The organism is Arenibacter aquaticus (assembly GCF_003957295.1).
Lineage (GTDB): Bacteria > Bacteroidota > Bacteroidia > Flavobacteriales > Flavobacteriaceae > Arenibacter > Arenibacter aquaticus.
Genome location: NZ_RQPJ01000021.1, coordinates 199,952 through 220,144 on the forward strand (window position 1 = coordinate 199,952; position 20,193 = coordinate 220,144).

At 40.5% G+C, this 20,193-nt stretch carries 14 protein-coding genes; 3 read left to right on the forward strand and 11 right to left on the reverse strand.

The features are described 5' to 3' along the window. From EHW67_RS16780 to EHW67_RS16790, 3 genes are all read left to right on the forward strand, one after another. The gene (locus EHW67_RS16780) at positions 1-2,052 is read left to right on the forward strand and encodes a glycosyl hydrolase 115 family protein (RefSeq protein ID WP_126163545.1); all 2,052 of its coding nucleotides are present in this window, start codon (positions 1-3) and stop codon (positions 2,050-2,052) included. Positions 2,053-2,064: 12 nt separating this feature from the next. Next, complete coding sequence (locus tag EHW67_RS16785; RefSeq protein ID WP_126163546.1) at positions 2,065-4,386, forward strand: GH92 family glycosyl hydrolase; 2,322 nt, start codon at positions 2,065-2,067, stop codon at positions 4,384-4,386. A gap of 131 nt (positions 4,387-4,517) precedes the next feature. Next, positions 4,518-8,585 (forward strand): hybrid sensor histidine kinase/response regulator transcription factor, encoded by a 4,068-nt coding sequence (locus tag EHW67_RS16790; protein ID WP_238389973.1) that lies wholly within the window; start codon positions 4,518-4,520, stop codon positions 8,583-8,585. A gap of 218 nt (positions 8,586-8,803) precedes the next feature. Here EHW67_RS16790 and ribB read toward each other — a convergent pair whose 3' ends face one another. The 11 genes from ribB to EHW67_RS16845 all read right to left on the reverse strand — a co-directional run bounded on the left by ribB (position 8,804) and on the right by EHW67_RS16845 (position 20,058). Then, on the reverse strand, positions 8,804-9,946 hold the full coding sequence (ribB, locus tag EHW67_RS16795) for a 3,4-dihydroxy-2-butanone-4-phosphate synthase (protein WP_126163547.1): 1,143 nt from the start codon (positions 9,944-9,946) through the stop codon (positions 8,804-8,806). Further along, complete coding sequence (locus EHW67_RS16800) at positions 9,943-11,358, reverse strand: LptF/LptG family permease (protein ID WP_238389974.1); 1,416 nt, start codon at positions 11,356-11,358, stop codon at positions 9,943-9,945. The genes ribB and EHW67_RS16800 overlap by 4 nt, the downstream gene beginning before the upstream one ends. Positions 11,359-11,431: 73 nt before the next feature. Further along, entirely contained in the window at positions 11,432-12,076 is a 645-nt protein-coding gene (locus EHW67_RS16805; protein ID WP_126163549.1) for a LolA family protein, read from the reverse strand. A 29-nt stretch (positions 12,077-12,105) separates the two neighbouring features. Further along, positions 12,106-14,505 carry an FtsK/SpoIIIE family DNA translocase gene (locus tag EHW67_RS16810; RefSeq protein ID WP_126163550.1) on the reverse strand — a complete coding sequence of 800 codons (2,400 nt, stop codon included), beginning with the start codon at positions 14,503-14,505 and terminating at the stop codon, positions 12,106-12,108. A 252-nt stretch (positions 14,506-14,757) separates the two neighbouring features. Further along, the gene (locus EHW67_RS16815; RefSeq protein ID WP_126163551.1) at positions 14,758-15,123 is read right to left on the reverse strand and encodes a diacylglycerol kinase family protein; all 366 of its coding nucleotides are present in this window, start codon (positions 15,121-15,123) and stop codon (positions 14,758-14,760) included. After that, complete coding sequence (gene tpx / locus EHW67_RS16820) at positions 15,116-15,622, reverse strand: thiol peroxidase (RefSeq protein ID WP_126163552.1); 507 nt, start codon at positions 15,620-15,622, stop codon at positions 15,116-15,118. Before tpx ends, EHW67_RS16815 begins: the two co-directional genes overlap by 8 nt. 190 nt (positions 15,623-15,812) lie before the next feature. Next, complete coding sequence (locus tag EHW67_RS16825; protein WP_126163553.1) at positions 15,813-16,070, reverse strand: DUF6952 family protein; 258 nt, start codon at positions 16,068-16,070, stop codon at positions 15,813-15,815. After that, positions 16,051-16,365: a thioredoxin family protein gene (locus tag EHW67_RS16830; protein ID WP_126163554.1), complete on the reverse strand. Its 315-nt coding sequence runs from the start codon at positions 16,363-16,365 to the stop codon at positions 16,051-16,053. Before EHW67_RS16830 ends, EHW67_RS16825 begins: the two co-directional genes overlap by 20 nt. A gap of 74 nt (positions 16,366-16,439) precedes the next feature. Then, positions 16,440-17,084, reverse strand: coding sequence for a peroxiredoxin (locus EHW67_RS16835; RefSeq protein WP_126163555.1), 645 nt, complete (start codon positions 17,082-17,084; stop codon positions 16,440-16,442). 216 nt (positions 17,085-17,300) lie between these two features. Then, entirely contained in the window at positions 17,301-18,776 is a 1,476-nt protein-coding gene (locus EHW67_RS16840; RefSeq protein ID WP_126163556.1) for a Na+/H+ antiporter NhaC family protein, read from the reverse strand. 61 nt (positions 18,777-18,837) lie between these two features. Continuing rightward, the gene (locus EHW67_RS16845; protein WP_126163557.1) at positions 18,838-20,058 is read right to left on the reverse strand and encodes an aminotransferase class I/II-fold pyridoxal phosphate-dependent enzyme; all 1,221 of its coding nucleotides are present in this window, start codon (positions 20,056-20,058) and stop codon (positions 18,838-18,840) included. Positions 20,059-20,193 lie beyond the last annotated feature (135 nt).

A 20,193-nucleotide genomic window follows, 5' to 3' on the forward strand; every position in this document is an offset into this window, starting at 1 on the left:
ATGCTAGAAAAAGTAGTTAAAATGAAAATCTTGGCCAGCATTTTCCTTATTAGCACATTAGTGGGTGTTTCCTGTTCTAATGTCGGTACAGATGTGTACTTTATCATTCTTGGGGAACGGGCGACCAATATTGAAAAAACTACTGCCGAGGACTTAAAGGCCGATCTTCAAAAAGTGCAGGATAGGGAAGTGGTCATTGTATCAGAAACAGACGTATTACCAAAAAAAGGGGTGTTCTATATTTTGGGAACACCGAGTTCCAGTAATTTGATCGCTACCTTGGCAGGAAATAATGAAATAGCGCTAACAGCCAGTAACCCTGGCCCTAGGGGAGGACTTTGGCACAAGACCATACTGGACACTGGTCAACATTCAATTGTTCTGGCCGGTTCGGATGTCCAAGGGCTACAATATGCCGTGTATGACTACGCAGAAGATATTCTGGGAATAGACCCCTTGGAGTATTGGACGGACAAGCTCCCAGAAAGTAAAACCAAGGATCAGTTACTAAATTTTGAAAACAAAAGTATAGCTCCTCCAGCTGTTCCAATTCTATGCTATTTTGAGAATGATGTGGACGAATTGGCCAATTATCGGGGCAAGCTATTGGAATACGATTGGGAAAGCTATACCAAAATGATCAATTCATTGGTACGCCTACGTTATAATGCCATCCAATTGTTTGATATGCTAGGAAGACCGGAATTTTTTATACGCCCTGAGTATAAATTATTAAGTCCAGACTACCAGGTAGATATTGATTATGTGGAGAAAATGATAGATTATGCCCAGAAAAAGGGCATGAAAGTAGCCATAGATTATGCCTTGGGATACCAAATTCACCCTATGTCCGCCGACAAGGCAACTTGTTGGAAAGAATACAAGGAAGATTGGATAAAGGCTTGGCGCTATTATCTGGAGAAAACCCCTTTGGGAAAAACCGACATATTTATTCTTAGACCGAGACATCAAGTATGGGACTGGGAGTATGAGAGTAGTTGCGGGGAAGATAAGATAGCTGTCTTTAATGAAGTCTATAAGGCTTTTGGTGATTTGGTGGATGAATATAAGCCGGAGGCCGACAAGGTTTTGGTGTGTTATTCCGACGGGATGCAAATGTGGAATGACGGATTTAGACCTCCCAAAGATTGGATAGTAGCTTGGTCCGATCATGGTTTTGGTGAATTTGAATACCTGCCCAATACCACTGATGGTTATAAATTTGGCACCTATATGCATGCCGGTTTTTGGCTAAATCACACGGTTCACAATCCGTATCCGGAAAAAGTGGATACCGTTATGAAAAGAATGTTTAAAGAATATGATGCCAATAAGTTTTGTTTAGTAAACGGTCAGAATTTTAGACCTTTTCTATTGAACATAGAAGCCTATTCCGCTGTTTGCAATAATCCTGAAACTTTTGAAGGAGATCTCTTCTATAAGCAGTGGACAGAACGTTATTTTAAGCCTACCGTTGCCCAACATGCCGTGAAAGCCATGAAAATGTTACACCAGGCCCAGCCCGAAAGGATTGGTTATGTTCAGCATTTATGGGAGATTCGGGAAGCGGTGGCCTATTTGTCCAATTCCCCAATTGAACGCCCCGGAAAAACACCGGTGGCCTACGAATACAGAAGGGTAGAAAACGACCTGGATCACGTTAAATCCATTGAGAATAGTATTCAAGAAGCTTTACAAGAGGCTCAAAAAGGACTTGACTCACAGGAGATGGAGGGAGATTTCTATTTTGATTATATTTACCTTCCAATACTTTTATATTCCGATTTGATAACTTTTGAACGCAGTCTGCACCAAATGGCCTTGCTAAAAAAACAGTATGAAGAAACCAAGGAGCGTCATTTTATAGACCAGGCACTACAATTACTTCCGCGTGCTAAGAAACAATTGGAAATCATCTATCAGCATAGGGAAAGGGGTGATAGAAACCCTAAATGGACCCGTTGGTACTCCCCAGAAATAAGGAGGCCAAACAATGGTTTTCCAACATTTGAAATGTTGGAATCCATAGCTGCAAATTTTAAAAAACACTAAACTTTATAATAAATGAAAATTACAAAACCATACTTTAGGTCGATTCTTGGAATGTTTGCATATGCAATGTTCCTTGCGTCTTGTGGTGAAAATAATATAGATAAAAAAGTCCAGAGCAGTCAAATTAATCCTGTAGACCTCGTATATCCACAACTGGACACCGAAAATTCCAGATGGTTTTTCTTCGCTTCGGCAAGTAGACCTTTCGGCATGGTAAACCTAAGTCCCGATACGGAAGTGGATGGTGCCTGGGGCAGTGGCTACCGGTTTAAGGTAGATACCGTTCAGGGATTTAGTCATATTCATGCTTGGCAGCTTTCAGGACTTTCTGTTATGCCAGTAGGATTGACCGAAAAGAATAAGCAAACTATTTATGAGGACTATACATCAAAATTTGATCACGAAACAGAAAAGATTTCTCCGGGCTACCATTACATAGAACTTCAGCGATATGGTATTGAAGCTCAGCTTACCAGCACAAAAAGAGTAGGTTTTCATAAATATACCTATCCGGATACTTCCAAGCCTGCCATCCTTTTTAATTTAAATGGGACTTTGGGTCCATCGGATATTACTGACGGCACTCTTAGCCAGGTTGATGGGAAAAATCTAAGTGGGGAGCTAACTATTGCTCCTACACATAGAAGACCCAAGCCAGTTAAGTTGTTTTTTAATGTTGCCCTGAACAAGGAGGTAAAAAGTATAGAACAAGACGAGGCTACAGGAAACTATTTAATAGCGTTGGACGACGACACCCAAGAGGTATTGATGAAAGTTGCTATTTCCTATACTTCTTTGGAGAACGCCAAGGAAAATTTAGAAAGCGAACTTTCGCATTGGGATTTTGATACGGTAATAACTGATTCCAAAAAGGAATGGAATGATATGCTATCGCGTATAGAAATATCTGGGGGCACAGAAAAGGCCCAAAAGCGTTTTTATACAGATCTATGGCATGCCTTGCAGGGACGTAGGATTATTAGTGATGTGAACGGGTCTTATCCGGACAATACTGGGGACAGCTTTAGGGTAGGACAGATACCGCTTGATGAGAAAGGAAAACCAAAATTTAACCATTATAACTCCGATTCTTTTTGGGGTGCCCAATGGACAATAAATACGCTTTGGGGCTTGGTGTATCCTGAAGTCATGAATGAGTTTGTGCAATCCTTATTGCAGTATCAAAAGGATGGGGGATTGGTTCCCCGAGGTCCATCTGGCGGAAATTATACCTATGTTATGACCGGGTCCTCATCTACGCCATTTATTGTTAGCGCCATTCAAAAAGGCATAATTACCAATAATTTGGAGGAAATTTATCAGGCAGTAAAGAAAAATCACATGCCTGGTGGTATTATGGAAAAGGCAGGCTATGAGCATAATACAGCCCTGGGAGGAGGTCTAAAATACTATATCAAGGACGGTTATGTACCCCATCCCATTCCCGAAGGAAAATTTGGAGGCCATCAAGACGGGGCAAGTTTAACTATGGAATATGCCTATCAGGACTGGACCTTGGCCCAATTGGCAAAAAAACTGGGACATACGGAGGATTACAATTATTTTATGAAACGATCCTTGAACTATCAAAATGTATTTGATACCACAGTGGGCTGGATGAGACCAAAAAATGCGGATGGGGAATGGTATCAAGATTTTGATCCCTATGAGCATGAACACGGATTTAATGAGTCCAATGGAGCCCAATCTACATGGTTTGTGCCCCATGATCTTCAAGGTTTGGCAACACTTATGGGTGGAAATAAAAAGGCGGTTGACAAACTGAATGATCAATTTGTAACGGCAGAGAAATTAGGGTTCACCTCCGGTAATTCACATGCTCAGGAATTGCATCCAGAATATAGGAGAATTCCAATTAACTATGGAAACCAGCCTTCTATTCAGACAGCCTTTGTGTTTACTCAGTTGGGGAGACCAGACCTTACGCAGTTCTGGTCCAGAAAGGTGGTAGATAAGGCCTTTAGTGGTTTGTCGCCCGCAACTGGTTACAAAGGTGATGAAGATCAGGGACTTATGGGTAGTCTGGCAGTGTTAATGAAGATAGGTCTGTTCCAAATGAACGGTGGAACAGAAGAAAATCCCCAGTACGAGTTTGGTAGCCCAATGTTTGATAACATAACCATCCATTTGCACAATGGAAATAAATTAGTGATCAATGCCCCGGGAACCTCTTCTGAGACACCATATTTAAATGCAGTAAAAATTAACGGTGTGGAATCGGATCAATTAAAAATTAACCATTCAGATATCCTAAAAGGAGCCACTTTGGATTTTACCATGGGGGCGGAACATCTTAATACCCCAGAGCAATAATAGAATAGGGGCAACCCCTCAGGGTAGATTGGAACACTGGATAAAGGCCTCAAACTAATTTGTCACTATTACGACTTATTAATTTGAGGTTTTTTGGGCTTTACTAACCAAGGTTGCTTATATTGGTAAAGGTGAAAATTATTGAGATTACATTGACTATGGGTTACAAACTTCAAATTCTGATGGCTTTAACGGTTTCCGTGTGGAACCTGAATGCCCAGTCATTAAAGTTTGAACACTATAATGATAACAATGGTTTATCCCATAATTCCGTTAGGCATATTGTCCAAGACGATAACGGCTTTTTGTGGTTGGGCACCTTTTCTGGCCTAAACCGTTTTGATGGCTATGAATTTAAAACGTTCACCAGTGCTTCCGCTCCGGAAAACAGCATACCGGATGATGATATTACGGATTTGGAACTGGATAGGGAGTTGAATCATTTATGGATTGGGACAAGAAAGGGGCTTGTACGGTATAACTTGGATACGCATACCTTCCATAATTTCCTTCCCAAAATTAATGATCCAAACGCTTTGCAGGACGGGGAGATCAGGGCAGTTCACGTAGACCGCTATAAGCAGGTATGGGTAGGGACCAAAGATAATGGTCTTTTTGTTTATAATCCGGAAGAACAGCGTTTTAACAAGATAGTTCTGGATGGTTATACTTACATCAAAGAAATTTTTGAAGATTCCGAAGGACATTTGTGGATAGGGAGTTATGGAAGTGCCGGGGTAGCTAAAATATCCTTGGACAATCTGGGGAATATAGCACAGGTTAAAGAATACAATCTAACGATACCAGAATCAACTGAGATAAATCCCTATATAAACTTTATTTATGAGGACCATAAATCGGACATTTTTGTGGGGAGTAGGAGAGGACTCTATAAATTGGATGTAAAAGCAGATTCTTTTGAAAACCTATACATAGAGGATGCGGAAATAAGGGATAAATTAGGACCTTATTTCATATCTGTAGCCAGAGCGCCCAATGGTGAATATTGGCTGGGTACTTTGGGGGGTATATTGGTAGTTGATGAAATAGAACAGGTTGGCCAACAAAATTATCGTTGGTATTATTCAGAATTATCGGATGACGATTCCTTGGTAGATAATCTGGTGGCCGCCCTTTATTTTGATGCGGCTGGTGTGTTGTGGATAGGCACCGAGGACGGATTGGAAAAATACGATCCCTATAACAATCAATTTAAGTATAATGCGGACATCTCCCGGTACATTGGGAATCAAGTGCCCCGTATACGGGGATTTGCCAAAACAAAGGACGATAGGATTATAGTGGCCACCAGACATAATGGGCTTTTTATTTCCAATGATGGAGAGTTTGTTCCTTTGTTCAATAATAATAAGGATATAGTAAGTATCTATACCAACGACGGTAATATTTTCTATTGTGGTTTATGGGAGGGTCAGGTATTGCGCTATGATTATAGTTCTGCCAAAGCTACCGTACTGGATGTTGGTTTTAGTCAGTCTCCGGTCCTGGCATTTGCACATTTAAACAACAACACCATGGTAGTGGGTTCCCATGGAGAAGGATCTGTAATAATCAATACAGTAAGCTTGCAGCCCGTAAAAGGACAAGGAATCTTATTGCCTTCGCGCTCAATTAACAATTGTGTTATTGACAGTGTCGGAACTATTTGGTACGCCACCCAGACCGGAGTGGTACGGTATGATCCAAAAGGCGGGAACATAGTGGCATATGAAGCCGATAATGGCAATAAAACAGGTCTCTCACATGGAAATGTGAGCGATATCGCAATAGATCCATCCGGGAAAATATGGGCAGGAACGCGGAAAGGCTTGGACTACTACGATCCTGATTTGGACGAATTTGTTCCTATATTAAACCCTGCTGAGCTTCACAATAGTTGGGTTACCGATGTGGTGGCGGAATCTCATGGGGTTTTATGGTTAAATATGAACAATAATAGAGTGGCACGCTATAACAGCATTTCCAATGAATTAAAAATATACTATACAGATAGTGGTAATAGGTTGGATGTCTTTAGTTTAACCGACTTTTACTACGCCGATGATTCCCATGTTTATTTGGGGGGTAAAAATGAAATTATCTCATTTTCACCCAAAGACATACAGGACAACGATTATTCCCCACCACCAATAATTACCGATATAAGGATACAGAATACAGACTTGGAAGTAGGAGGGGTTTTTAACGATCAGCAAATTCTTACTACCGATCTTAATGTAAGTAGGGAATTGGTATTGGAAAATGACAATAAGAATTTTTCCCTGACATTTTCAAGCCCGTCCTACACCAATGAGCGTTTTAATAAATATAGCTATAGATTGGCGGGTTTTGACGAGGGGTGGACCACTGTAGATATGAGGCAGCGAACCGTTCAATACACCAATTTATTTTTTGGGGACTATACCTTTGAGGTAAAAGCGATGAACAGCTACGGGGTATGGAGTGATATCTCTTCATTTAGGATAGAGATTTTACCCCCTTTTTGGCTTACTTATCAGGCATTCATACTCCTATTAGTAGTACTTTCCGTATTATTTTATGTGGTTAGAAAACAAATTAAATCACGGCTCCAATTAAAACAACAATTGTTGTTGGAAAAGGTAAAAAGAGAACGCGATGAAAAACTGAACAATGAAAAATTGCGTTTTTTTACCAATATATCTCACGAACTAAGAACCCCTTTGACACTTATTCTGGGGCCTACCAAACAGCTTATTGATGAAAGTAAGGGAACGGGAAACCAATTTCATCAGAGCAGATATAACATGATTCTGCAAAATGCGAACCGACTCCTTAATTTGGTGAATCAGGTATTGGATTTTAGAAGGGCCCAATCCGGTGAACTACGGCTAAGGGTTACGCAAACCGATATCTTATTGCACACTAGAAACACCTTTCGTTCTTTTGAGGAGCTTGCCGATGATAAGAAAATTGAATTTAATCTTATTTGTGAGAGCAACACAATAGAGGGCTATATAGATCGGGATAAGTACGATAAAATGTTGTACAATTTACTGTCCAATGCCCTAAAGTTCACCCATAAATATGGGCATGTAGATCTTTTTGTGGGCACTAAACTGGAAGATAGCAAGGCCATTCTGGTGGTAGAAATAAGTGATGACGGTATAGGTATTCCATTGGAAAGTCAGGAAAAGATCTTTAGCCGTTTCTACCAGGCAGCCAACAGTAAGGAAAACAATACGGGCTCTGGTATTGGGCTTTCCCTGGTCCAAGTATTGGTTCAGCTTCATAAAGGGACCATAGCTGTGCAAAGTAAGCCGCAAAAGGGCAGTGTATTCACTCTGAAAATACCTATAGACCGAAAGGCCTATGGGGACCATGAAGTGTTTGAGCTGGGCAAGAGTCCGGTTATAGAACATTCGCCCCACCTAATTTCATCCAAAAAGATTATTAAGAGTACCCATTTAAAGGAACGGATCCTAATTGTGGAAGACAATGTAGAATTGCGTAGTTATCTGGTAGATTATTTGTCTGATTATTACAAGGTATTTGAGGCCGAAAACGGACAAAAGGGACTGGACATCTGCAGGCAGATAAAACCTGCACTCTGCGTAGCAGATATAATGATGCCTGTAATGGACGGACTTGAGTTTTGTAAGGAGCTGAAAAATGATGGGGATATTAGTCACATTCCGGTAATATTGCTGACAGCCCTATCCGATAATGACGATAAGATAAGGGGCTATAGTTCCGGAGCGGATGGATACTTGGTAAAACCTTTTGACCCCTCCTTGTTAAAGACCAGAATAGAGAATATTATCCACTCCCGCATGGACTTGAAAGGTAAATTCTCCGGGGAGGTAGAAAGCAAGGCAATTACCTTGACCCATTCGCCCGTAGATGAAAAGTTTATGCAAAAGCTCATTAAACTCATTGAGGATGATCTTGGCAACATGGAAATGAGCACTACCTACTTGTGCCAAGAATTGGGCATGAGTTCATCAAAATTGTATAGAAAAATAAAAGAACTTACAGATTTGGCGCCAAACGAATTTATAAGGACCATTCGTCTAAAGAAGGCAGCCCAACTGTTAGGTTCTAAAAAGTATAATGTTTCGGAGGTGGCCACTATGGTGGGCTTTAATGACCCCCTATATTTTAGTCGCTGTTTTAAAAAGCAATTTGGCTACCCCCCCAGCAACCTTGTTAAACATTAATACTGCTTTACCTTCTAAATTAATTTGTAGGTTGTATTTTCCATTTTACGCACCTTTAAAGAAAATGCCTGTGTGGTTAAACTCATTGGATATTAGAAAACCTGTATCGTTCGGTTATTAAAGGTATCTGTGTCCTGTCATATTATGATATGATTGTTGGGTGATGAGGTACAACTTAGGGTTGTCCAAGCCCTGCCAACCTTATGTGTAGACTACTTTTAATACTTAACGTATTCCACAATTTCCAGTCCATAGCCTACTAGCCCAACTCTTTTGGTTTGCGTGGAATTGGTCAACAATCTAATTTTAGCAATATCTAGATCGTGTAAAATTTGTGCACCAACGCCAAAGTCCTTGGCATCCATATCTACTTTAGGGGCTTTGTAAATACCTTTCTTTTGCAAATCTTTCAGTTCCGCCAGTCTACCCAGTAAGTTTAAGGATTCTGTTTCTTGGTTTATGAAAATAAAGGCCCCTTTACCTTCCTCGTTTATCGCTTTAAACATATCCTCCAATTTCTTATCAGGATTATTGGTCAGCGTACCTAGGATATCGTTATTGATCAAGGTAGAGTTAATACGCGTAAGGACTTTCTCCTCTTTTTCCCATGTTCCTTTGGTGAGCGCTATATGTATCTGGTTATTGGTCGTTTGCTGGTAAGCTCTTAACCTAAATTCACCAAATCTGGTAACAATATTAAAATCTTCTTTTTTCTGGATCAGACTGTCGTGTTCCATCCTATAGGCAATCAATGCCTCTATGGAAACAATTTTTAGATCAAAGGTTTTGGCTACTTTTACCAACTGTGGTAGTCTAGCCATGGAGCCGTCCTCATTCATGATCTCAACAATTACCCCTGCTGGTTTTAGTCCCGCCAAACGGGCAAAATCTATGGCAGCCTCGGTATGCCCTGTTCTTCTTAATACACCGCCTTCTTTGGCGACCAACGGAAATATATGACCCGGCCTTGCCAGATCGTGCGATTTTATGTCGTCTTTGGTCAGGGCTAGTACTGTCTTGGCACGATCGGCAGCAGAAATACCCGTGGTAACCCCGTAGCCCCTTAAATCCACAGATACCGTAAAAGCAGTCTCCATAGGATCCGTATTGTTATGTACCATCATATGAAGCCCCAATTCCTTACACCTGCCCTCTGTTAGTGGGGCGCAGATAAGCCCCCTACCATGGGTGGCCATAAAATTGATGGTTTCCGGCGTGGCCAATTCGGCTGCAGCCAAAAAATCCCCTTCATTTTCCCTGTTCTCATCATCAACCACAATAATAACCTTCCCTTGCCTAATATCCTCAATGGCCTCCTCAATAGTGTTCAATGTGATGTTCTTATCTATTTTGGTTGTCATGTTACAGCATTTTTATCTTTCTTTTGAAACATCCTCTTAAAATAATCAAAAATACTACCAAAGGACATAAGGCCTCTATCTGCCGTGGCCCTTCTGGTTAGGAATACTCCCAAAGGTAGCATTATAAATGTGGAAAGCCATGCGCCAATTATAGGGTGTATGCTTCCTTCTTTGGCATAGTTACCAGCAAAAACACCTATGAAGTAATACGTAAGGAATAGAATTATAGCAATTACCATGGGTAGTCCCAATCCTCCTTTTCGTATAATGGCACCCAATGGCGCCCCCACAAAGAACAATATTATACAGGATAAGGCCAAGGCATATTTTTTATGTAAGGATAATATGTGAAGGCGATAAATTTTATATTTTAACTGAAGCTCATTTTTCTTGCCCATAATGCTGGTTAGAATATTGGACGTAGCGCTTTTGGCCGAGCTCAAGATCTGTTTCTTTTGCCATGAAGGAAACAGGGCAACTATACTATCTGTAGACACTACCGTACCCAAGGAGTCTCTTTCCTTCTTTTTTTCTGCGATGGCAACGGCGGCAAGGGAATCTGGCTCTTTAAGCTTGACAAATGCCCCCATACGATTGACAATATTCTTAGAGAAGGCGGTTACCACTTTTACGTTATTCTCTTTTAGGGAATCTATGTCCTTGGATAGGCGTGAAATATTTTTCATCTTATCCGTACTAACATCACGCTCCTCGTTTAGATCCACATCGTTAAGATCGGAAAGGTCTTTGTTGATGGTATAGGTCCTAAAATTGGCTTTGGTATAAGGATGTTTTTTCTTGTCCTTATTATTTTTAGTGGCCATTTCAGAATAATAATGTCCGTCTTTTAAGACCAATTGCAGTATATCCGATTTCTCACTGCTTATAAGCTCCCCTGATTTTGCTTTGATTACCGTAGTATTTACCTTGATCTTGGATTTTTCATGAATAATTACATTTTCCAAAAACCTATCTTTTTCCCCGTATTTACGGTCTACCTTCATATTCATTTCCGTGCCTTCCAAATCACTAAAAACCCCTTCCGTAATAATGGCCGCAGGTTTTACCTTGGCAATATTCTTTCTGAGGTTATATATCTTCATTTCAGATATAGGAATGATGTTATTGGCAAAATAGAAGGTAAGTCCGCCTAAAAAGACTACGAAAATAATGAGGCTGAGCATAGCCCTTTGTAGGGAAATACCCGAAGCCTTCATGGCGGCAAATTCGTAATTCTCGGCAAAGGTACCAAAGGTTAGAATAGAAGACAGCAATACGGTCAAGGGTATTACCTTCTCCATTAGATTGGGCATCAGGTAAAAAAGAAATTTCCCAATAATAAAGATATCCAGCCCTTTTCCGGCAAAATCGTCAATAAAAAGCCAAATCGTTTGAAATACGAAGATAAACATCAGTATTACAAACGAGCTAAAAAAATTAAAGAGGAACCTCGATAAAATATATCGGTCTAATATTCTCAATGGCTTAATTTCTTATAATGTAGTACCCGTCATTTTTGTACTTATTCTCATCAAAAGTAAATAAGGTTTTGGACAAAGGCTGATCTATTTTAAAAGAATTAACAGTAATAGTGGTTTTAGTACCATTTTTACCGGTTTCTATAAGCTTATAGATATGCTTGGTCTCAACATCTACTCCTAAAAGAATAGATTTTATTTCGGAATTGGTATCTATAGGGGTCAGTTTTACAAATTGAATTTTTCTACCCTGTACATTTTGTAAAATGTCCCAATCGTAGGTGTGCCCCTGCTTGTAAAAGGTTAGCATTTTAGATGGTGTAATGGTATTCTCGTCATCCATTTTATCCTCAATGGTCACCTCCTCGTTTTCAGGAACTACGGTATACACCTTTTCACCGTCATAAAGTTGTTTTGAACCTAAATAATTAAATAGGTATTTATCGCCTTGCATGGTTACGTCACCCCTTGTTTCGGTATTTATATTGGCCTCCTCGTTATGGAGTGAATATTTAAAATCGACAAAAATATTGTCATAGCTCATTACTTTGTTGTACACTTGGTCCAATAAGGACTTGGCCTTGGCAGAATTTTGTGCCATGGACAAGGAGGTTGACAAGACCAATACCATTAAAAATAATTTCTGTTTCATTAGCTGCTATTTAATTTGTTTACTGTCCTTTAAGGACTTTCGTTACCTAATATTTGATCTAGCCCCTGGATATCCTGAACAAGGACCTGTCTAGCTTTACTTCCCTCAAAGGGGCCAACGATTCCTGCGGCCTCCAGCTGGTCTATAATTCTACCGGCTCTGTTGTACCCCAGTTTTAGCTTTCTCTGGATCAAAGAAGCAGAACCTTGTTGTGCTATGACGATTACCTCGGCGGCTTCCCTAAATTTGGCGTCCCGATCGGAGATATTATAATCAATACTTGTGCCAGAATCGTCATTTCCTACATATTCTGGTAGCAAGTGGGCATCCGGATAGGCTCTCTGTGCCCCAATGAACTCGGTAATCTTCTCTACCTCAGGGGTATCTACAAAGGCACATTGAATTCTGGTAACGTCATTTCCCTGGGTATATAACATGTCACCACGTCCTATTAACTGGTCAGCTCCTTGAGCGTCCAAAATGGTTCGGGAATCTATTTTGGAGGTCACCCTAAAAGCTATCCTTGCTGGGAAATTGGCCTTGATGATTCCCGTAATTACGTTAACCGAAGGCCTTTGGGTAGCGATGATCAAATGTATACCTATTGCCCTGGCCAATTGGGCCAACCTTGCAATGGGTGTTTCCACCTCTTTTCCGGCCGTCATGATCAGATCGGCAAATTCGTCTATCACCAATACAATATAGGGGAGGAACATATGCCCATCATTGGGATTTAATTTCCGCGCTTTAAACTTGACATTGTATTCCTTAATATTCCGGACCATGGCTGCCTTTAACAACTCATATCTATTGTCCATCTCTATACAGAGGGAGTTTAAGGTGTTTATCACCTTGTTATTGTCCGTAATTATAGCTTCCTCAGAGTCGGGGAGTTTGGCCAAATAATGACGTTCTATTTTGTTGAATAGGGTAAGCTCTACCTTTTTGGGATCTATAAGGACAAATTTTACCTCCGCCGGGTGTTTTTTGTATAGCAGGGAGGTCAATACGGCATTTAATCCAACCGATTTACCTTGCCCCGTGGCCCCAGCCATTAATAAGTGTGGCATCTTGGCTAGGTCTACTACAAAGGTTTCATTGCTAATGGTCTTACCAAAGGCTATTGGCAGTTGCATTTCGGCCTTTTGAAATTTACTTGAGGCAATAACCGATCGCATGGAAACTATGGTAGAATTCTTGTTTGGTACTTCTATACCAATGGTACCCTTGCCCGGAATAGGGGCAATGATACGAATTCCCAGAGCCGCTAGTGAAAGCGCAATATCGTCTTCCAGGTTTTTAATTTTTGAGATTCGCACCCCAGCATCGGGAACAATTTCGTACAGGGTAACGGTAGGGCCTATAGTGGCCTTTATTTGTGCAATCCCTATTTTGTAATTCTTAAGGGTCTCAACAATCCTGTTCTTATTTTCCTCCAACTCCTCCTGGTTGATGGTGATGCCGCCTGTAGCTCCATGCTGGTCCAAAAGGTCCAAGGATGGAAATTTAAAATTACCCAGTTCCAAGGTGGGATCAAATTCGCCAAAATCCTCAACCAACTTATCGGATATATTGTCCGGCTCTTCTAATTCTTCCTGGATTTTTTCTACCTCCATGGCGATGGTTTCCTCTTCGGTACCCACCTCAATTTTGAATTCATTTTCCTCTTCTTCCTGTTTTAATACCGGAATATCCTTTTTATGGGTATATGTATCTATTACGATAGGAGTTTCTTCTTCTTCCAGAGGAATCTCATCGCTTTCTCCTATTTTTTCCTCTTGGGGCGTTACACCATCCTTGGGTTTGGTGGCAGGTCTATTCTTTAGTTCAGTGGCCAAAGATTTCCCCTTGGTGTTTATATAGGCCACCGCTGTATCCGGAGAAAATTTAAAGAAACGCACCAAAATAACGATCAAGCCAAAGAGTAAAAGTAGGAAGACCCCGACTTTACCTCCGTAATCCTGCAAGAAATCGTTCATTTCGTAACCTACCATGCCTCCCAGAAGTGGTTTTTCATCAGCAAAAAATCCCATGGCGATGGAAATCCATATTATAAAGACCAATCCCCAAATCCATTTTCTCAATAGTCCCTGCTTTTGCATGCTTAAAAACATGTACAAACCGCTTAAAAAGAGTAAAAAGGTAAAAAGGATGGAAGATATTCCAAATCCTTTGTAGAGTACAAGATGGCTTACGTTGGCGCCAAATTTGTTTAACAAATTCCTAGCCTGTTCATTTCTATTGGAGAATTCGCTGAGAAGGCTTTGGTCATCTTGCCAGGTGAAATAAAAAGATATAAAGGAGAAGAACAGTGCAATGCCCAAAAGCATTAACAATCCCCCCAAAATAATTTTATTCTGTTTAGATAATTTTAAAGAAAATCTCTTTTTTCTGGGTGTTGACTTTGGTTTTTTTACCTTCTTTGCCATTCAATTTTCAATTCTTGGGGGCTAAATTACAAATTTACTAATGAACTGATCCGAACTTTTTCCAATAGCCGAAAATTTTGGGTTTGATCCAGGTATTGTTAAGTGTATTGGCCATAGCGGGCTGTACCACACAAGCGGTTGCTACATTATATAGTTACAGGGAAAGTTAAACCTAAAAACGCCGATATGGCTATATTTTATCCTGGCCACTGCATTGAGCTATGCCCATTGCAGGTAGAAAACCCATAGCCATTAATGTAGCTTGGGGATATATATGATAAGGCCAATGATGCATGCGGCAATAGACACTAACATTACCGCACCAGCTGATATGTCCTTGATAAACCCGATCTTTTTATCGTATTCGGGTTGAATAAAATCGGCTGTTTTTTCTATGGCTGTATTTACACCTTCTATCCCCAGAACCAAGGCTATGGCCAGTATCTGTATGGTCCATTCCGTATTGCTGATTTGGAAATAGAATCCCGCAAAGGTCATTATTATTGTAATAAAGACCTGAATTTTAATACTAGCTTCGGTCTTTATCAATAATAAGGCTCCTTTAAACGCGAATCCAACACTACGGATACGATTTACCAAAAAACTTTCCTTAGGCATCCATCAAGGCTTCTAGAGCGGCCTTATAGTTAGGCTCCTCCACAGTTTCAGAAACCTGTTCCGTGTAAAGAACCTTGCCTTTTTCATCTACAACAACAACAGATCTGGAGAGTAGTGTTTCTAGTGGGCCATCGGCAAATTCTACTCCATAGGCCTTACCAAAATTACCGTCCTTGAAGTCGGACATCATTTCCACATTATTAATACCCTCTGCACCACAGAATCGCCCTTGGGCAAACGGCAAGTCCTTGGATATACAAACTACGGCCGTGTTGTCCAATTCGGCGGCCTCTTGATTAAATTGTCTCACAGATTGGGCACAGGTGCCGGTATCTATACTTGGAAAAATATTGAGTACTACTTTTTTTCCTTTGTAATCCGAAAGGGATCCAGAAGATAAGTCTTCTTTGGTCATTGTAAAGTTGGGAGCATCAGATCCAACAGCTGGGAGTGTTCCTATAGTATTTATTGGGTTTCCTTTAAGTGTTACAGTAGCCATAATTATATTTTTTAATTTTTGTGAAATTAAAAAATTAATGGATGATAAATAAGGAATATTGTAGAAAAATAGACGGGTGGAACAAAGTTGGGCCTATGGGGTCATAGTTTTATGAAAAATCCCACTATTTCCAAGTTGTTATTAGAATAGTAGGATCTATTTTTTAGTGGGATCAGCGCCTTTGGTAGGGTCAATTGTCTATGGATCCTACCACTCGCTGCATAAATTCGTTCAAAGCCTCTTTTTGTGGCTTACCATCCTTAATGGACTTCTGTACTTCCAAGGCCCCGTATAGATTGGAGATCAATTCGCCAATAACATCCAATTCCTCGTCCTTTAAGGAGGAAACTTCTGTTACGGATTCCAAGGTTTCCAAGGTTTCCAAAATGTAATCTTCATCGTTTTCCCCGATAAAGTGGACTAAATGTTTAATTACTGGTAACTTCACTGATCAATTCTTTTAATACGTCGTATTTGTTTGTCTGTACCTGATTTTTAAATTCCCCTCCGCTAAAAACTGCAAATGTGGGTAGGTTGTCTACCTTAGCCAATTTTCTGGATTCTGGAAATTTTTCCGCATCGGCCAATACAAAGGTAACGTCCGCATTAAGGGAGGCTTCCTTCTTAAATTTAGGCTTCATTATTCTACAATTACCGCACCAGGTAGCCGAATACTGTACAACCACTTTCTTGTTTTGATCGATAATTTCCTTCAAATTATCATTTTCCAATTCAAGTAACATATTTTCTAATTTAAATTTATGAAAAGGGAGTCAATTGAGCGTGCAATTGACTCCCTGATATTTGTTTGTAGCGCTTAGTTAGCGTGAGCGGACAAGTAGCTGGCTACCCCATTTCTGTCGGCAGTCATAGCATCTTTACCTTCTTCCCAGTTGGCAGGACAAACCTCACCTTTTTGTTGTACATGGGTATATGCGTCTATTAAACGTAAATATTCGTTTACATTTCTTCCCAATGGCATATGGTTGATGCCTTCGTGGAATACAGTACCTTCTTCATCAATAAGGTAGGTAGCACGGTAAGTCACATTATCGCCTTCTACAGTTACTACACCGGTATCCTCATTGTATTGCTCATTGCTAATATCCAAGATACCTAAGGTAGAAGCCAAGTTTCTATTGCTGTCGGCCAGTATTGGGTAGGTTACCCCTTCAATACCTCCATTGTCCTTGGCTGTATTTAACCAGGCAAAGTGAACCTCTGCTGTATCACAGGAAGCTCCAATAACAATGGTGTTTCTGCTTTCAAACTCACCCAAGGCAGCTTGAAAAGCATGTAGTTCTGTTGGGCAAACAAAAGTGAAATCTTTTGGGTACCAGAACAAAATCACCTTTTTGTTGTTTTTTTGGGCTTCTTCCAAAACATTTACCTGGAAAGTGTCGCCTAAATCGTTCATTGCATTGACACTAAGGTTGGGGAATTTTTTTCCTACTAAAGTCATATTTGTAATTTTTTACGTTTAATTTCTGATGTAAAATTACAGCTTAATAAGGAGGTGCAAAGTAATATGGATTAAAATAATTTATGCCAATATAACTATTGCATATACTTGCGTGAAGCGTTGCTCAATATTATTAATTTGATAAAATAACATCTATATTACCAATAAAAACTACAGCAATAGGCTTGTATATTGTCAATATGTCAAACCAAGCGATTAAAGGTTTTGTGCAGTTGTTTTAAGTTGCCTGATTTTTAGGTGCACTGCGGCAAAAAATAAGGTCATAAACGGACTTAACCAATTAAAAATAGCGTATATAAAATATTCTCCCACGCCAACCCCCAGAACGCTGGATTGGTACGCACCGCATGTATTCCAAGGGATAAGTACCGAGGTTACGGTTCCCGAATCTTCTAGGGTTCTGCTCAGGTTTTCGGGGGCAAGTCCTTTATCCTGAAAGGCTTTTTTAAACATCTTTCCCGGTATTACAATGGCCAGGTATTGGTCACTGGCTATAGCGTTAAGTCCCAAACAGCTTATTACGGTGCTGGCAAATAATCCAAATACAGAGCTTGCTACGGACAATAATGCTTTGGTAACCCTGGCCAAAGCGCCAATGCCATCCATTATGCCACCAAATACCATAGCGGAGCATATTAAGTAAATGGTCCATAACATTCCTTTCATGCCCCCTGCACTGAACAAATCGTTTAGTTTCTCATTTTCCGTTGTTATGCTTGTATCGCTAAAAATGGCATTAAAAATTGCGGTAACATTGGAATCCGAAAGGGTTTTTAATACCTCGGTCTGAAAAAACAAAGCAAATACACCGGCCAGGCCCACCCCTGTGCCCAAAGCGATCAGGGGTTTGGTTTTAAAAAGGATCATGAGAATTACAACTGCGGGGACTATAAAGAGATATGGGGTTATATTAAAGGTTTCCTTAATAGTAATTAGCAGTGAGCTTACATCTGCACTACCAGTAGTTTCCACATTAAAACTGATCACGGCAAAAACCCCCAGAGTGATCAGGATAGTAGGGACGGTAGTATAGGTCATGTATTTAATGTGTGTAAACAGATCTGTTCCTGCCATAGCAGGGGCCAGGTTGGTGGTGTCACTTAAAGGGGACATTTTATCCCCAAAATAAGCACCGGAAATTACAGCGCCCGCTATCATACCCGGGGCAATGCCAAGGGCACTTCCAATACCCACTAAGGCAATACCTACCGTAGCGGAGGTTGTCCATGAGCTTCCGGTGGCCACAGAGATAATGGCAGCTATAATAACAGAAGCGGGTAGGAATATGGCAGGATTCAAGACTTGTAGGCCATAATAAACCATGGCGGGAATAATACCACTCACCAGCCATGTACCGGCCAAGGCGCCTACCAAGAACAAAATCATAATGGGCACCAAAACACTTCTTAGGTTTTCTAATACCTCCAGCCACATTGTCTTTAAGGAGGTTTTGTTGAACAGCCCTACGACAGCTGCAATAAAACCAGCCATTAGTAAGATAAACTGATTGGAATATTCTCCTAGCCATTCCCCCTCGGCATAGAATATATTGTAGGCAAGCATCATCATCAGAAGGAATACAGGGATAAGGGCTTCCCAGATATTTAATTCCTTGTTATCTACAATATGTTCATTTTCAGGTCCGGAGGGATTGGTACTGAGGTTTTGCATGTATTTGCTATTAGAAACTTCGTAATATTACGATTTTGCAATTTGTTCTGCAAACACAATATCACACCTTAGCTTCCCTATGGCCAGATATATTTAATTGTTTTAAACAGTCTTTCATGGCTAAATATGTGCGGTGTATATCGTTGTCCAAACCAATGGAAAAACGGATCAAACCATTGGATAATCCCATTTTTATTTGCTCTTCCATGGGAATTTCGGAAGAGGTAGAGCTTCCTGGTGCACTGAACAGGGTCTTGTAGAACCCTAAACTCACCGCTAAGTATCCCAATCCTTTGGTTTGCATTAGCTCCATAAGGGCGTTGGCTTTTTCCACGGTACCTACATCTAGGGTCATGAGCCCTCCATAACCGTATTCCTGATTGTACTGTTTTTTCATTGTACCGTGTCCAGGATGCGATTTTAATCCGGGGTACACCACTCTAAATCCGTTCTTTTCAAAATTTTGGGCCAAGTACAATGCGTTTTCACTGTGTTTTTTTATTCTGATGTGCAAGGTTCGCATATTTTTTAGGATAGATGAGGCCCGGAGGCTGTCCAGAGTGCTTCCCAAGAGCATTCCGGCTCCCTGGTTTACATCCTTTAGGGAGAGACAGAATTCCTTAGTGCCGCATACAACACCGGCTACGCAGTCACTTGTTCCATTGATAAACTTCGTTAAACTGTGCACAACAATGTCGGCTCCCAATTTGGAAGGGGAAATGGATAAAGGGGAAAAGGTGTTGTCCACTACCAACGGAAGCCTATGTTTTTTTGCAATCTTGGCCAGGGCTTCGATGTCTGCTACTTCCAATAAAGGGTTGCTGACAGACTCGCAATAGATCATTTTGGTATGCGGGTCAATGGCATCTTTCACCTCATGTAGATTGGTGGTATCTACAAAAGAAATACTGATATTGAATTTCTTTAAGAAGTTTTTCATAAAAGCGTAGGTGCCCCCGTAAATGGTCCTACTGCATACAATATGGTCACCGGCCTGGCATAATTCCATAATTACTGCACTGATAGCGCCCATGCCGCTAGCGGTGACATTGGCGGTTTCGGTACCTTCCAATGCGGCCAAGGCTTCGCCAAGATATAAATTGGAAGGAGAGGAGTGCCTACTATATAAGTAACAACCTTCGGTATTGCCCTCAAAAGTATCGAACATGGTTTTTGCCGATAAAAAGGTATAGGTGGAGGAATCCGAAATAGAGGGGTTTACGCCTCCGTATTCACCAAAGTATTGTAAATCCTGTAAATCATCAGCTGCCTTAAAGTCCATAATAGTGTATTTTTTTCACTATAAAAATACTTATAATTAGTCTTTAAATCAATATATGTGATTATATATAGATAATAAAACTATGTAAAAAGACATATATAGATTATTTTAGCGTTATGCTATTAGGTTTGGCCT

What these genes read in the sequence shown, in the direction of transcription:
- EHW67_RS16800 (WP_238389974.1), bottom strand. Translation starts at nt 11,358, where the DNA reads ATGTTTATCTTCGTATTTCAAACGATTTGGCTTTTTATTGACGATTTT.
- EHW67_RS16810 (WP_126163550.1), bottom strand. Translation starts at nt 14,505, where the DNA reads ATGGCAAAGAAGGTAAAAAAACCAAAGTCAACACCCAGAAAAAAGAGA.
- EHW67_RS16805 (WP_126163549.1), bottom strand. Translation starts at nt 12,076, where the DNA reads ATGAAACAGAAATTATTTTTAATGGTATTGGTCTTGTCAACCTCCTTG.
- EHW67_RS16815 (WP_126163551.1), bottom strand. Translation starts at nt 15,123, where the DNA reads ATGCCTAAGGAAAGTTTTTTGGTAAATCGTATCCGTAGTGTTGGATTC.
- EHW67_RS16780 (WP_126163545.1), top strand. Translation starts at nt 1, where the DNA reads ATGCTAGAAAAAGTAGTTAAAATGAAAATCTTGGCCAGCATTTTCCTT.
- EHW67_RS16845 (WP_126163557.1), bottom strand. Translation starts at nt 20,058, where the DNA reads ATGGACTTTAAGGCAGCTGATGATTTACAGGATTTACAATACTTTGGT.
- EHW67_RS16835 (WP_126163555.1), bottom strand. Translation starts at nt 17,084, where the DNA reads ATGACTTTAGTAGGAAAAAAATTCCCCAACCTTAGTGTCAATGCAATG.
- EHW67_RS16840 (WP_126163556.1), bottom strand. Translation starts at nt 18,776, where the DNA reads ATGCAAAACCTCAGTACCAATCCCTCCGGACCTGAAAATGAACATATT.
- EHW67_RS16785 (WP_126163546.1), top strand. Translation starts at nt 2,065, where the DNA reads ATGAAAATTACAAAACCATACTTTAGGTCGATTCTTGGAATGTTTGCA.
- EHW67_RS16830 (WP_126163554.1), bottom strand. Translation starts at nt 16,365, where the DNA reads ATGTTACTTGAATTGGAAAATGATAATTTGAAGGAAATTATCGATCAA.
- tpx (WP_126163552.1), bottom strand. Translation starts at nt 15,622, where the DNA reads ATGGCTACTGTAACACTTAAAGGAAACCCAATAAATACTATAGGAACA.
- ribB (WP_126163547.1), bottom strand. Translation starts at nt 9,946, where the DNA reads ATGACAACCAAAATAGATAAGAACATCACATTGAACACTATTGAGGAG.